This window comes from Streptacidiphilus sp. MAP12-33 (assembly GCF_041261265.1).
Taxonomy (GTDB): Bacteria; Actinomycetota; Actinomycetes; order Streptomycetales; family Streptomycetaceae; genus Streptacidiphilus.
Map to the genome: position 1 here is coordinate 1 of NZ_JBGCCA010000057.1, position 12,904 is coordinate 12,904.

General features: G+C 70.8%; 15 protein-coding genes and 2 tRNA genes. 5 read left to right on the forward strand and 12 right to left on the reverse strand.

Features of this window, described 5'->3' with window-relative positions:
- Positions 1-157: 157 nt before the first annotated feature.
- From clpX to ABH931_RS37780, 5 genes are all read right to left on the reverse strand, one after another.
- The gene (gene clpX, locus ABH931_RS37760) at positions 158-1,441 is read right to left on the reverse strand and encodes an ATP-dependent Clp protease ATP-binding subunit ClpX (protein ID WP_370124146.1); all 1,284 of its coding nucleotides are present in this window, start codon (positions 1,439-1,441) and stop codon (positions 158-160) included.
- A 324-nt stretch (positions 1,442-1,765) separates the two neighbouring features.
- Positions 1,766-2,428, reverse strand: coding sequence for an ATP-dependent Clp protease proteolytic subunit (locus ABH931_RS37765; RefSeq protein ID WP_370124148.1), 663 nt, complete (start codon positions 2,426-2,428; stop codon positions 1,766-1,768).
- A 77-nt stretch (positions 2,429-2,505) separates the two neighbouring features.
- The gene (locus ABH931_RS37770) at positions 2,506-3,123 is read right to left on the reverse strand and encodes an ATP-dependent Clp protease proteolytic subunit (protein ID WP_042449384.1); all 618 of its coding nucleotides are present in this window, start codon (positions 3,121-3,123) and stop codon (positions 2,506-2,508) included.
- Between the two features lie 238 nt (positions 3,124-3,361).
- Positions 3,362-4,756, reverse strand: coding sequence for a trigger factor (gene tig / locus ABH931_RS37775; protein WP_370124150.1), 1,395 nt, complete (start codon positions 4,754-4,756; stop codon positions 3,362-3,364).
- Positions 4,757-5,010: 254 nt separating this feature from the next.
- A tRNA-Pro gene (locus ABH931_RS37780) sits at positions 5,011-5,087 on the reverse strand.
- 131 nt (positions 5,088-5,218) lie between these two features.
- Here ABH931_RS37780 and ABH931_RS37785 point away from each other — a divergent pair.
- Positions 5,219-5,289: transfer RNA gene (locus tag ABH931_RS37785), tRNA-Gly, on the forward strand.
- A 157-nt stretch (positions 5,290-5,446) separates the two neighbouring features.
- Here ABH931_RS37785 and ABH931_RS37790 read toward each other — a convergent pair.
- On the reverse strand, positions 5,447-5,746 hold the full coding sequence (locus tag ABH931_RS37790; protein WP_370124152.1) for a hypothetical protein: 300 nt from the start codon (positions 5,744-5,746) through the stop codon (positions 5,447-5,449).
- A gap of 62 nt (positions 5,747-5,808) precedes the next feature.
- On the opposite strand from ABH931_RS37790, the gene ABH931_RS37795 reads away from it, so the two are divergent.
- The gene (locus ABH931_RS37795) at positions 5,809-6,369 is read left to right on the forward strand and encodes a hypothetical protein (protein ID WP_370124154.1); all 561 of its coding nucleotides are present in this window, start codon (positions 5,809-5,811) and stop codon (positions 6,367-6,369) included.
- A 233-nt stretch (positions 6,370-6,602) separates the two neighbouring features.
- The gene (locus ABH931_RS37800; RefSeq protein WP_370124156.1) at positions 6,603-6,899 is read left to right on the forward strand and encodes a DUF3303 domain-containing protein; all 297 of its coding nucleotides are present in this window, start codon (positions 6,603-6,605) and stop codon (positions 6,897-6,899) included.
- A gap of 87 nt (positions 6,900-6,986) precedes the next feature.
- Here ABH931_RS37800 and ABH931_RS37805 read toward each other — a convergent pair whose 3' ends face one another.
- Positions 6,987-7,289, reverse strand: coding sequence for a hypothetical protein (locus ABH931_RS37805; RefSeq protein WP_370124158.1), 303 nt, complete (start codon positions 7,287-7,289; stop codon positions 6,987-6,989).
- 199 nt (positions 7,290-7,488) lie between these two features.
- Between ABH931_RS37805 and ABH931_RS37810 the strand changes: the two genes are divergently transcribed.
- On the forward strand, positions 7,489-8,289 hold the full coding sequence (locus tag ABH931_RS37810; RefSeq protein WP_370124160.1) for a DUF6348 family protein: 801 nt from the start codon (positions 7,489-7,491) through the stop codon (positions 8,287-8,289).
- A 17-nt stretch (positions 8,290-8,306) separates the two neighbouring features.
- Here ABH931_RS37810 and ABH931_RS37815 read toward each other — a convergent pair whose 3' ends face one another.
- Both ABH931_RS37815 and ABH931_RS37820 read right to left on the reverse strand, forming a co-directional pair.
- A complete protein-coding gene (locus ABH931_RS37815) occupies positions 8,307-8,504 on the reverse strand; it encodes a hypothetical protein (RefSeq protein WP_370124161.1) in 198 nt (65 codons plus the stop codon).
- A gap of 249 nt (positions 8,505-8,753) precedes the next feature.
- Positions 8,754-9,914 carry a PP2C family protein-serine/threonine phosphatase gene (locus tag ABH931_RS37820; protein ID WP_370124163.1) on the reverse strand — a complete coding sequence of 387 codons (1,161 nt, stop codon included), beginning with the start codon at positions 9,912-9,914 and terminating at the stop codon, positions 8,754-8,756.
- Positions 9,915-10,086: 172 nt separating this feature from the next.
- Between ABH931_RS37820 and ABH931_RS37825 the strand changes: the two genes are divergently transcribed.
- Entirely contained in the window at positions 10,087-10,641 is a 555-nt protein-coding gene (locus tag ABH931_RS37825) for a hypothetical protein (RefSeq protein WP_370124165.1), read from the forward strand.
- 133 nt (positions 10,642-10,774) lie between these two features.
- Here the strand turns inward: ABH931_RS37825 and ABH931_RS37830 are convergent, their stop codons facing one another.
- Genes ABH931_RS37830 through ABH931_RS37840 form a run of 3 tightly spaced genes read right to left on the reverse strand, consistent with a single transcriptional unit; the run spans position 10,775 to position 12,719 of the window.
- Positions 10,775-11,581, reverse strand: a complete 807-nt coding sequence (locus ABH931_RS37830) for an Fpg/Nei family DNA glycosylase (RefSeq protein WP_370124167.1) — start codon at positions 11,579-11,581, stop codon at positions 10,775-10,777.
- 22 nt (positions 11,582-11,603) lie between these two features.
- Positions 11,604-12,089: a ribose-5-phosphate isomerase gene (locus tag ABH931_RS37835; protein ID WP_370124168.1), complete on the reverse strand. Its 486-nt coding sequence runs from the start codon at positions 12,087-12,089 to the stop codon at positions 11,604-11,606.
- 12 nt (positions 12,090-12,101) lie between these two features.
- Entirely contained in the window at positions 12,102-12,719 is a 618-nt protein-coding gene (locus ABH931_RS37840; RefSeq protein WP_370124170.1) for a biotin transporter BioY, read from the reverse strand.
- Positions 12,720-12,904 lie beyond the last annotated feature (185 nt).

A 12,904-nucleotide genomic window follows, 5' to 3' on the forward strand; every position in this document is an offset into this window, starting at 1 on the left:
CCCGTCCCGCCCTCAACCCCCCCCGCGGGCGGGCCCCCCCCCCCCACACCCACCCGTTGTTACACACCGCGGGGGGGCCACCCCCGCCCCCCCCCCCCGGGGGGGGGGGGGGCCCCCCCCCCGCACCCCCTCTTTCGGGTCTTGCTTCAGGTCTTGCCTACGCGCTCTTCTCGCGGCGCTCGCGCTGCGTGCGCAGGTCGCGCGGGACCAGCGTCGGGTTCACGTGCTTGAGCACGACGTCCTCGTCGACGACCACGCGGGCGACGTCCTTGCGCGAGGGAACCTCGTACATCACGGACATCAGCACCTCCTCCATGATCGCGCGCAGGCCGCGGGCGCCGGTGGAGCGCTTGATGGCCTGGTCGGCGATGGCCTCCAGCGCCTCGGCGGTGAACTCCAGCTCCACGCCGTCCAGCTCGAAGAGGCGACGGTACTGCTTGACCAGCGCGTTCTTCGGCTCGGTGAGGATCTGCAGCAGCGCCTCGCGGTCGAGGTTGTGCACCGAGGTGATCACCGGCAGACGGCCGATGAACTCGGGGATCATGCCGAACTTGACCAGGTCCTCCGGCATGACCTCGCGGAAGGTGTCGCTGGCGTCGATCTCGTGCTTCGAGCGGATCTGGGCGCCGAAGCCGATGCCCTTCTTGCCCGCGCGGCCCTCGATGATCCGCTCCAGGCCGGAGAAGGCACCACCCACGATGAACAGCACGTTCGTGGTGTCGATCTGGATGAACTCCTGGTGCGGGTGCTTGCGCCCGCCCTGCGGCGGCACCGAGGCCGTCGTGCCCTCCAGGATCTTCAGCAGCGCCTGCTGCACGCCCTCGCCGGAGACGTCACGCGTGATCGACGGGTTCTCGCTCTTGCGGGCGACCTTGTCGATCTCGTCGATGTAGATGATCCCGGTCTCGGCCTTCTTGACGTCGTAGTCCGCCGCCTGGATCAGCTTGAGCAGGATGTTCTCGACGTCCTCGCCGACGTAGCCGGCCTCCGTCAGCGCCGTGGCGTCCGCGATGGCGAACGGCACGTTCAGCATCCGGGCCAGGGTCTGGGCGAGGAGGGTCTTGCCGGAGCCGGTGGGGCCCAGCAGCAGGATGTTGGACTTGGCCAGCTCGATGCCGTCGTCGCGGCCGTGCTTGCCGTTCTCGCCCGCCTGCACGCGCTTGTAGTGGTTGTAGACGGCGACGGAGAGGGCCTTCTTGGCGGTCTCCTGGCCGACGACGTAACCGTCGAGGAACTCGTAGATCTCACGAGGCTTGGGCAGCTCCTCGAAGCGGACCTCGGAGGTCTCCGCGAGCTCTTCCTCGATGATCTCGTTGCACAGGTCGATGCACTCGTCGCAGATGTACACGCCGGGCCCGGCAATGAGCTTCTTCACCTGCTTCTGGCTCTTGCCACAGAACGAGCACTTGAGCAGGTCGCCACCGTCACCGATGCGTGCCACGAGGTGCTTCCCCTTCGCCAAAGGCTCCCTGGGGGGCGGAGCCTGGTGCTTGGTATCCGACGGTACTCCGTCAGGAGCCGCGATTCGCCGTCTTCGACGGCTTCCCACTTCCGCCCTGGGCGAATAAACGAATCGGCCGGATCAGGATGTCGGTACTCACGATGGTGCCAGGCGTCGCCCCCGGCTCCAAGAGCGGGGGGCGGACTGGCCGCGTGGTGCTGGTCTCAGCAGCGCGTGAGCTGCGCCTGAGCTGCGGAAACCGCCCTCCCGGGTGCGGTCACGGACCGCACCCGGGGTGTCACCGGGCGCTGCGCGGGCGCCGGATCAGTCCTGCGCGGAGCTCTTGCGGGTGGAGATGATCTGGTCGATGAAGCCGTACTGCAGCGACTCCTCGGCCGTGAGGATCTTGTCGCGCTCGATGTCCTCGGAGATCTCCTGCTGGCTCTTGTTCGAGTGCTTGGACAGCAGCGTCTCCAGCAGCTCGCGCATGCGCTGGATCTCGGCGGCCTGGATCTCCAGGTCGGAGACCTGGCCGCGGCCGGTCTCGGTGTACGGCTGGTGGATCAGCACGCGGGCGTTCGGCAGCGCCATGCGCTTGCCCGGCGTACCGGCCGCCAGCAGCACCGCGGCGGCGGAGGCCGCCTGGCCCATGCAGACCGTCTGGACGTCGGGCTTCACGAACTGCATGGTGTCGTAGATCGCCGTCAGCGCGGTGAAGGAACCACCGGGCGAGTTGATGTACATGGAGATGTCCCGGTCCGGGTCCATCGACTCCAGGCAGATCAGCTGCGCCATGATGTCGTTCGCGGAGGCGTCGTCGACCTGGGTGCCCAGGAAGATGATGCGCTCCTCGAAGAGCTTGGCGTAGGGGTTGTACTCGCGGTACCCCTGCGAGGTGCGCTCCACGAACGTGGGCAGGATGTAGCGACCCTCGGCGATCATGTTCTCGACGCGCCCCTGCGCGGCGGACAGGCTGGGGATGTTCATCGGGTTCTTCCGTCCTCCGGGACGATGGTCGGCCGACAGGTCGACCGGATGGCGACTGGGCTGGTGGTGCGGGGGGCTCAGGCGCCCGTGCCGCCGCCACCGGGGACGTCCGAGGCGCTGTGCATGATGGCGTCGATCAGGCCGTACTCCTTGGCCTCGACCGGGGTGAACCAGCGGTCGCGGTCGGAGTCCTTGGTGATCTGCTCCGCCGTCTGACCGCTGTGCTCGGCGATGAGTTCGGCCATCCGGTGCTTCATCCGGACCAGCTGCTGGGCCTGGATGCGGATGTCGGTGGCGGAACCACCGAGGCCGGCCGAGGGCTGGTGCATCAGGATCTCGGCGTTCGGCAGCGCGAAGCGCTTGCCCTTGGCGCCGGCCGTGAGGAGGAACTGGCCCATCGAGGCGGCCATGCCCATCGCGATGGTGACCACGTCGTTCTTGATGTACTGCATGGTGTCGTAGATCGCCATACCGGCGGTCACCGAGCCACCCGGGGAGTTGATGTAAAGGAAGATGTCCTTTTCCGGGTCCGCGGCCAGCAGCAGCAGCTGCGCGGTGATCTTGTTGGCGATGTCGTCGTCGACCTGCTGGCCGAGGAAGATGATGCGCTCGTTGAGCAGACGGTTGTAGACCTGGTCTCCCAGACCGCCACCGCCGATGTCACCGGCGGCACGCGGGGTCACAAGCCCGGGCATGGAGATCTGCGGAATCGTCACGTATCCACCTGCTCGTTGTTGACACGACGGCTGGTCGTCGAAGGCCGCCGTCACAGCGTTTCCACCGACCCTAACGCGCAGTACTGGTCCGGCCATCCCTCAAAACCGACCTGTTCGCTTTGAGCGTCACGGGGCGTGCTCTGGGCGAACACGGGAACGCGCCAGGGCCCGGACCGCGCGCTCGCGGTCCGGGCCCTGGCGTTCAGAGCGCTGAGGCTCAGGCCTCCTCGGTCTCCTCGACCTCGGCGGCGGCCTCGACGGCCTCGACGGTCTCGCCGTCCTCGTCCTCGTCGTCGGCGAAGTCGACGACGTTGCCCTCGGTGTCGAGGACCTTGGCGGCCTCGACGACGGACGCCAGCGCCTTTCCGCGGACGACCTCACCGACGAGCAGCGGCACCTGGCCACCCTGCACGACCTGCTGGGCGAACTGGTCCGGCGTCATGCCGGAGCCGGCGGCGCGACGCAGCAGGTGCTCGGTGAGCTCCTCCTGGGAGACACCCAGCTCCTCCTTGGCCGCGATGGCGTCCAGCACGAACTGGGTCTTGATGCCCTTCTTGGCCTGGTCCTCGAGCTCGGTGTCGAACTCCTCGGCCGTCTTGTCCTGGAGCTTCAGCCAGGCGTCCATGTCGATGCCCATCTGGGGCAGCTGGTGGTGCTCCAGGTTGTGCTTGCGGGTCTGGATCTCGTCCGCGAGCAGCTTCTCCGGGTACGGCATGTCGACGAGCTCGAGCAGCTTGTCGAGGACGCGCTCCTGGGCCTGGGTCGCCTGGTCGAACTCCTTCATGCGGGCAAGCCGCTTGCGGGAGTCGTCCTTCAGCTCGTCCAGGGTGTCGAACTCCGACGCCATCTGGGCGAACTCGTCGTCCAGGGCCGGGAGCTCCTTCTCCTGCACGGCGGTGACGGTGACGGTGACCTCGGAGTCCTTGCCCTGGGCGGAGCCGCCCTTGAGCTCGGTGGTGAAGGTCGCGGAGCCGCCGGCCTCCAGGCCGATGACCGCGTCGTCGATGCCGTCCAGCAGGCGGCCGGAGCCGATCTCGTAGGTCACGCCGGTGGCGGTGCCGTCCTCGGGGACCTCACCGTCGACCTTGGCCTCGAGGTCGACGACCACGACGTCGCCCTCGGCGGCGGCGCGCTCGACGGCCTTCACGGAGGAGAAGCGCTCACGCAGCTGCTCCAGGCTCTTGTCGACGTCCTCGTCGGTGACCTCGATCGGGTCGACCTCGACCTCGATGGTGGCGAAGTCGGGGAGCGTGACCTCGGGGCGGATGTCCACCTCGGCGGTGAACTTCAGGTCGCCACCGTCGGCCAGGTTCTCGACACCCTCGATCTCGGTGATCTCCGGCTGGCCGAGGACGTCGATCTTGCCGTCCTCGACGGCCTGGCCGTAGAACTTCGGCAGCGCGTCGTTGACGGCCTCCTCCAGCACGGCACCGCGGCCGAAGCGCTGGTCGATGACGCGAGCCGGGATCTTGCCCTTACGGAAACCCGGAACCGTGACCTGCTGGTTGATCTTCTTGTACGCCGCGTCGAGGCTGGGCTTGAGCTCCTCGAAGGGCACCTCGACGGTGAGTCGAACCCGGGTCGGGTTCAGAGTCTCCACGGCGCTCTTCACGGTTGGGTCTCCTTGGGGGCTTTTCGGTCGGATGTCCGCCGCGGTCCGGTCTTCGGGCACGCGGCGAGACGGGTGATGCGTCCTTTTGACTAATCGCCCGCCGGGCTGTCGGTGGCCTCACTCACCCGCGACGGTTCATGCCGCGGTGCGCAGACGCCACCAGCGACCCATCCTACCGGTACCACAAACGGCCTTCGCCCCGACGGCCCGCCCGGCCGTTTCCGCAGCTCAGCAGGCGTGTACTCATAACTCGATGGTCGGGGTGACCGGATTCGAACCGACGACCTTCCGCTCCCAAAGCGGACGCGCTACCAAACTGCGCCACACCCCGTTCGTCTCGCGAGACGTAGCGTACATGCTGCACCCGTGCCACCCGAGCGAATTCACCCGCGACGCCGCCCAGCTCAAGTGGTGTGCATCCCCCCGCCCGCGTCCGCTACCCTGATCCACGGCGCAAGCCTCGCGGGCGTAGCTCAATGGTAGAGCCCTAGTCTTCCAAACTAGCTACGCGGGTTCGATTCCCGTCGCCCGCTCCGACGCCGAAGGCCCAGCTCAGGGACATGATCCCCGAGCTGGGCCTTCCGCGTTCCAGGAGTATGGCTCCCCGGTCTGCCGACCGCGCTGGGGCGGAGCACACCAGCGGGCCGGCTGGGGGCTCAGCCGAAGGGCGCTGGGGCTCGGGCAGGCGGCTCAGTCCGGGTGGGCCTCTCGGCGGGCCACTACGCCGTTGCAGGTGTCCGGGGCGTCGGAGGGGTGCCACGAGATGTCCACGTCGGTGCCGTGGAAGTCCAGGGCCAGGCGTTCGAGCATGGTGGTCGCGGCTGACCGGGCCTCCGTGTCGGAAGCGTCCGCGGACACAGCGGAGAGGCCGCCGCAGAGGCGGCCGCCGGTTTCGGTGAGGATGCTGTGGCGCCATCCCCCGGGGGTGCGGTACAGCGTGATCCGCCTGGGCAGCGCGCCCCAGGAAGGGGCCGTCCATCGACCGGTCATCGGGACATCCAAGCACGGTGTGTTCGGCGCGTCTGCCGGGGCGGACTGGTTGGATGCCGTGCATGGGCGTGGAATCGCAGGGTGGGGCGGGGCGCCGCGGGCGCGCGGTGCTGTGGGGTGGGGTCGCCACGTGGATCGTGGTGGCGGGAGGGGTGCTGGTCGGGTGGGTCGGGCCGGCGGCCTGGTCCGCCGTGCAGGAGTTCAGGGACGGGCCCGACGCCGGGGAGCCGTCGTGCTCGTGGACCGCGCACATCGAGAAGGCGGACGCCGATCAGGCGGCGCTCGTCCGGTGCTATCTGCGAGCGCTCGCCGACCACAGTGAGGACGAACTCCGGGCCGTGGTCCCCTCCCAGGGCAACGGCGGCCCGAGCGGGTTCACCGCCGCCGACTTCGCGCACACGCGCGACGCGAACAGCGGCACGGCGACCGTCACGGTCGACGCCGACAACGAGGTCGACAGCGCCGACGCCTCGGTCGAGATCCGGTACGCGAACGGGGTGACACAGACGTTGGAGATCCATCTGGCCAACCCGATGTCGCTGCACTCCTGGCGGGTGTGGAACCTCGGGACCTACCCGAATGATCCGAACGTCCCGACCACGGCCGCCGCTCCCGCTCCGTAGGTCCACCAGGTCGGTGACCGCATCGCCGCCCGGGACACCGGCGACGCGGACGTCGTCTTCCCCGACAACGGCGGAGACGCCTGGATCAACAACACCTTGATGTTCGCTGCGGCCGCCCTGTTGCTGTCCTGCTGGTGCTGGAGCGTGCTGCGCAACCTGACGGCAGGGATGCGGCGGCGGCAGGCGGCTCCTAGCGTGGAGGAGTAGGCATTCCCTCGTCCTAGGGAGGCATCGTGCTCTACGTGATGACCCTCGACTGGCAGTCCGGCCTCAGCCGGGAGCAAAGGGACGGCGCGCTCGCCCGGCGGGCCGGGTGGGCGTACCCGCCGGGGATGGCCGTGGAGGGCGAGTACTGGTTGGGGGCGGAGCAGCCCGCCGTCGTGGTGGTGTTCCGGGCGGAGAGCTTCACCCCGGTGATGGAGGTCGGGCTGGCCTGGGGCGACGTCTTCAAGGTCACCGCGTATCCGGCCGTGACCGCCGCGGAGGGGCTCGTGGCCGGCGCCGAGGCGATGGCGCGGCGCACGGTCTGAAACCGCCGGCCGTCCGCACTGTGCCGCCCGGCAGGCGAGCGGCACAGGGCGGACGGGGTGGCGGACGGAGTGGCGTGCGCGGAGGCGTCAGGAGGCGGCGCCGCTGACGCCGTCGGCGATCATGCGGCGGTGCAGCGGCGCCAGGGTGACCTCGGGCTCGCCCGTGAGCCCGACCTTCTGCACGCCCGGCATCAAGCGCTCCTCGGTGAAGCGGCCGAAGTCCGCTTCGGTGTTCCAGACGTCGGTGACGCGTAGCGCGCCGTCCTCGAACCAGGCGACGTGGAGGACCGCGCCGTCGGGCAGCTTGTCCTCCCAGTGCACGAGGTCGCGGACCGCGTCGTACTGCTCCGGCGTGACCCCGGCCCATTTCATCGACATGACGACACTCATGACGGGACTCCTCACTCCCGGGACTCCCCCGTCTTCCAGGCTAGGCCCGGGTCTCCCCGGTGGGCGCGTCCGAGGGCGAGGGCGAGGGCGACGGGGACGACCTTGTGAACACCTGCGCGCGGTACGCTCTGCGCGGCTTCACGAAGGCTTCACGAGGGCGCGGACCGGGTGGGCCCGGCGAACTACGAGGGGCGGCAGGGTGCGGGCCGAGCAGCGACTGGACGTGATACGGCGCAGCGTGGTGCGGGAGATGGCCGCACTCGGGCGGCGGTTCCACGTCGACGACCAGGTCGTGCGCGGTCCCGGACGGACCGCGGTCGCGGTCAGGGAGCACCGGGGGGACGGCGCCGACGCGGGCGTCGCGCCGCATCTGGACCTCGGTTACGTGCTGCGGCTGGGCGACGGCGAGGGGCCGGTGGTCTGGGACTGCGCGAGCGGTCTGGGCCGCACCGAGGAGCAGCGGCTGGAGAACGGGGTGCGGATGTGGCGCACCACGACGGCGAGCGCCGTCGTGGAGCTGCTGGAGCGCCGCGGGCTGCACGGGGACGTCTTCGCGCCCGGGGCGGCCGCGGGGGCGCCCGGCTGGTACACGGTGCAGGGGCCGGCCGCCGTCTTCGGATTCCGCAGCGCGCCGCTGAGCGAGTGGGTGGAGGGCCACCACCTGCTGCCCGCCCTGGCCGCGGAGGTCCTGCCGCGGCTGGACGGCCGCTCGCTGCACGGTGTGCGGATCTTCTTCGGCGGGCGTGCCGGTGACGTGGTGGCCGAGGTGCGCGTCGACGGCGAGCCGGTGCCCGCCGCGTCGGCGGCGCTGCGGGCCATGGCGTGGCCACGCGGGGAGCACCTCGCGTGGGCCCGGTGCTTCCTGCTGCTCACCCGCGATCCGGACGCGTTGCGGGACGCCGAGACGGCACCGGGAGCACCGACGGCGCGACCGCGGGAGACCGGGCGGACGGCCGGTCAGCCGCCCACGCCCTCGGGCCTGTTGCGCCGGCTGCTCTGAGGCCCACCCGAGCCGCGCTACTTGGTGATCTGGTTGATCGTGTTGGCGATCTGCGTCAGGAACTGCTGGATCGGTGCCGCCGCTGACGTCTTGTCGAGGAAGAAGCCGAAGAGGATGGCCAGAACGGTGTAACTGAGCTTCATCGTCTTGTTCCTGAGGAACACGACGAGCAGGATCCCCAACAGGACCACCGCTGAGATGGAGAAGGTTGTCACGGGCCCCACTTCCTCGCTTCGAACGTGACGACGGCTACGTCAACAGCTGAGGGACGCCCGGCACCGGAAGCACAACGCCGCGTCACCACGGCATCACCCCCAGCTCACGCTCGCCCGCCTAGCCAGTCTCTCCGGATCAACCGGCTCCGTAAAGCGGTTCTGGCTCACACCCCACTGGCGGAGTGCACAATCAGCCGAGATTGTCCGAAGATCGTGTGACGGATGGTACAAGTGCGGCCTGGGATACGCCTATTCGCGCCAGAGCAGCAGGAGGGCCCGGTCGTCACTGCGGTCCTTGGCGACCCGCTCGATCAGGCGCCAGGCGGAGCCGGCGAAGGTCGTACCGATCAACCGGTCGGCCTCGCCCATGAGTCGGTCCATGCCCTCGGACAGATCCCGGCCCGGCGCCTCCACCATGCCGTCCGTGCACAGCATCAGCACGTCGCCGTGCCCGAGCACGCCGCGCACGCCCTCGAACTTGGCGCCGTCGTAGATGCCGAGGAGCGGCCCCTCGGCCTCCTTGGTGGCCCAGCGCCCGGTGCCGTTGACCCGCTGCATGCCGGGCAGGTGACCCGCCGACAGCAGTTCGTACTCGCCGGTGTCCAGATCCAGCACCAGGTGGACGGCGCTCGCGAAGCCCTCCTCCCAGCCCTGGCGCAGCAGGTAGCCGTTGGCCGCCGGGAGGAAGTCGTGCGGCGGCAGCGAGCCGAGGAGCCCGCCGAACGCGCCGGAGAGGAGCAGAGCACGCGAACCGGCGTCCATGCCCTTGCCGGAGACGTCGGCGAGGACCGCCTCCAGCACCCGCTTGCCGGTGCCGGTGCGGGCGGCGACGACGAAGTCGCCCGAGAAGGACTGGCCTCCGGCCGGGCGCAGCGCCATCTCGGCGTGCCAGCCCGCCGGGAGGGAGGGGATACGGCTCTGCACCTTCAGCCGCTCGCGCAGGTCGAACAGCATCGACCCGCCGCGCCGCCACGGCACGCCGACCCGGTTGCGGAACTGCGCCAGCACCAGTCCGACGGCGCCCACAGCGCCGACGGTCAGCACGCAGCCGGGCGTCACCCGTCCCGGCCAGCCGCCGTCGTAGGGGCCGAGCAGGACGGACTCGGCCGCGAGGGCGGCGGCCGCGGCGGCGTAGAGCAGGACGAGGCTGCTGGGACGCAGCAGCAGGGCACCGGAGATCACCGGCAGCACGAGCGCGGTGGGCGGGAACCAGACCGGGAAGGTGACGGTGGCCAGGGTCAGCAGCGGCACGGTGAGCAGCAGCACCGCGAACGCGATCCAGTCGGCGCCGTCCCCACGGAAGTAGTCCACGGCAGCGCGGCGCACCCGACGCCAGGCCCGACGCTGCGCCCTGCGCAGGCGGACCGTACGGGTGTCGTCCGGGTGCCCCCCGGTCTCGCGGCGTGCCATGTTCCGGAGACCCTATCGAGCGCCACCGTCACGCGTCGACGGATTGCGGATGCGGGCTGCGACATCGCGCCATCGCGCGCGGGAGCGCGTTCAGGGGCGCGGGCAGGCTTGTCGCGCGGTTCCTCGCGCCCCACGTGCAACGACTGCCAGAGGCAACGGTTAACGTCTCCGCATGACGATCCTGACCACGAGCCGGACCCGCCCCATGCGCAGCCCCGCCGGGCTGCCCATGCTGTTCCTGCTGGTCGGGGTCGGGCTGCTGCTCGCCTGGTGGGGTGGGTACGAGGCCGCGCACGCGGCCGGGCTCGCCGGGACGCCGGGGACGGTGAAGGTCGGTTCGTGCAGCGTGATCGGGCAGGGCAAGACGTCCTACATCGGCTGCACCGGGCACTTCCGCTCCACCGACGGCAAGGTCACCGACCCCTCCGCCCTCGTCTCCAGCCCGCTGAAGCTCGCGCCCGGCAGCACGTTGAACGCCGACCGGCTCGGGGCCGGGGACTACGGCCGGATCAGCCTCCAGCGCACGGTGGGCTGGTTCGCGCTGCTGCTCCTCGGCCTCAGCATGGCGGCCACCGCACCCGCGTCCCTCGTCGGACGGCGGGCGACGCCCGAGAACGTGCGGGCCGCGCGGGTGGGGAACCGGCTCGGGTTCGTCGTGCTGGCCCTGTTCACGGGGGCGGCGGTGTTCGGGGTGATGGCGTTCGTGCTGTCGTTCACGATGGCCTGACCGCCCCGCCCGGCCGGATCAGACCGGACTCGTGGGCGGCGATGCCCAGTTGGGCCCGGTCGCGGGCGGCCGGCCTGGTGAGCAGTCGCCCGATGTGGGTCTTCGGCTCGGCTGAGCGCGTGCCCGGGTCGTCTCAGGCCTGGCAGCGCGGGCACCAGAACAGGTTGCGGGCGGCGTGCTCCTCGGCGCGGACCTCCGTGCCGCAGACCAGGCAGGGCTGTCCGGCGCGGCGGTAGACGTAGACCTCGCCGCCGTGGTCGTCGACGCGGGGCGGGCGGCCCATCGCCTCGGGGGTGTGTTCGGGACGGACGGTGTCGATGCGGTTGTTGCGGACGCCCTCGCGCATCAGCGGGCGCAGGTCGCCCCAGATGGCGTCCCACTCGGCGCGGCCGAGGCTGCGGCCCTCGCGGTGCGGGTCGATGCCCTGACGGAAGAGCACCTCGGCGCGGTAGACGTTGCCGACGCCGGAGAGGACCTTCTGGTCCATCAGCAGTGCGGCGACGGTGGTGCGGCTGGCGCTGACCCGCTTCCAGGCGGCGTCGCCGCTCTCCCCGGCGCGCAGCGGGTCGGGGCCGAGGCGGGCCTCGACCTCCAGCTTCTCGCCGGGGGTGACCAGCGCGCACCTCGTCGGCCCGCGCAGGTCGGCGTAGGCGTCGTCGGAGGCTGTCCGCAGCCGGACCTGGCCGACGGGCTCGGGCGCGGGGCCGTGGCCCCAGAAGACCTTGCCGTACAGGCCGAGGTGGATGTGGATCCACCGGGCTCCGTCGAAGCCGAGAAAAAGGTGCTTGCCCTTGGCGTCGGTGGCGGTCAACTCGCGGCCGTCCAGCAGCGCCGCGCCCTCGGCGAACGGCCCCTGCGGGCTGGAGACGGCAACGGCCTGGCCGCCGAAGACCCGGTGGTATTCGGCGGCCAGTCGGTGGATGGTGTGGCCCTCGGGCATCCCTGCGCTGCTGTTGCCGCGCTCAGCCCTGCGGGTGGTGGGCCGGGATCGGCGGGAGCTCGCCGGTGGTCTCGTACTCCGTCAGCATGTCGATGCGGCGGATGTGACGCTCCTCGGCGGAGAACGGCGTGTCGAGGAAGGCCTCCAGGAAGGAGGTGGCCTCCTCCTCGGTGTGCATGCGGCCGCCGATGGAGACGACGTTGGCGTTGTTGTGCTCGCGGCCCAGCTTGGCCGTCTCAAGGCTCCAGGCGAGCGCGGCGCGGACGCCCTTGACCTTGTTCGCGGCGATGGCCTCGCCGTTGCCGCTGCCGCCGATGACGACGCCGAGCGCCTCCGGGTCCGCCGCGGTGCGCTCGGCGGCGCGCAGGCAGAAGGGCGGATAGTCGTCGACGGCGTCGTAGATGTGCGGACCGCAGTCGATCGGCTCGTGCCCGGCCTCGGTCAGCCACTTGACGAAGTGCTGCTTGAGCTCGAAACCGGCGTGGTCGGATCCCAGGTAGACGCGCATGGCTGGATTATGTCAGCCCTGGTCCTGCGAGGCGCGACGGCCCACCAGCTTCCAGGCGCCGGGCAGCAGGCCCATCGCGAAGGCGATCTTGAGCGCGTCGCCGATCAGGAACGGGTAGAGACCGGCCGAGGCGGCCTGAGCCGGGTTCAGGTGCGCGGCGACGGCCAGCCACGGCACGCCGACGGCGTAGATCACGAGGTTGCCGAGGACCATCGCGGCGGCCGTGCGCAGCGGGCTGCGGTCCGCGCCGCGACGGGCCAGCGCGCCGACGAGGGCACCCGCGACGACGAAGCCGACGGCGTAGCCGATGGAGACGCTCATGCCGGACGCCCCGCCCGCGAGCCACGGCACGCCGGCCAGGCCGGCCAGCAGGTAGAGCGCCATCGAGGCGCCACCGCGGCGCGCGCCGAGCGCCGTGCCCACGAGCAGCGCGGCCAGCGTCTGCCCGGTCACCGGCACCGGGGAGCCGGGGACGGGCACGGACAGCTGCGCGGCCAGACCGGTGAACGCGGCACCCCCGAGGACGAGCGCGGCGTCGCGGACCAGCGCGCGGCCACGGGTCGCCCCGACGGCGGGCAGCAGGTCGGCGAGGACGGCGCCGGGACGGACGATCGGTGCGGCGATGCTCACGGCAGGACTCCTGGGGACGGACGGTGAGTGAACGTTCGTGAACCTATCGGCCCGCCGGGCGGGGCGCTTAGCGCGCTTCCCACAAAACCGCAGGTCAACGCTTAGGCGAGCCCGACGGGTCGGGCACGTGACGCTGCCGGCCGGTCGCGGTGGGTGATCACGACGTTCGCATACTGGCCCAGAGG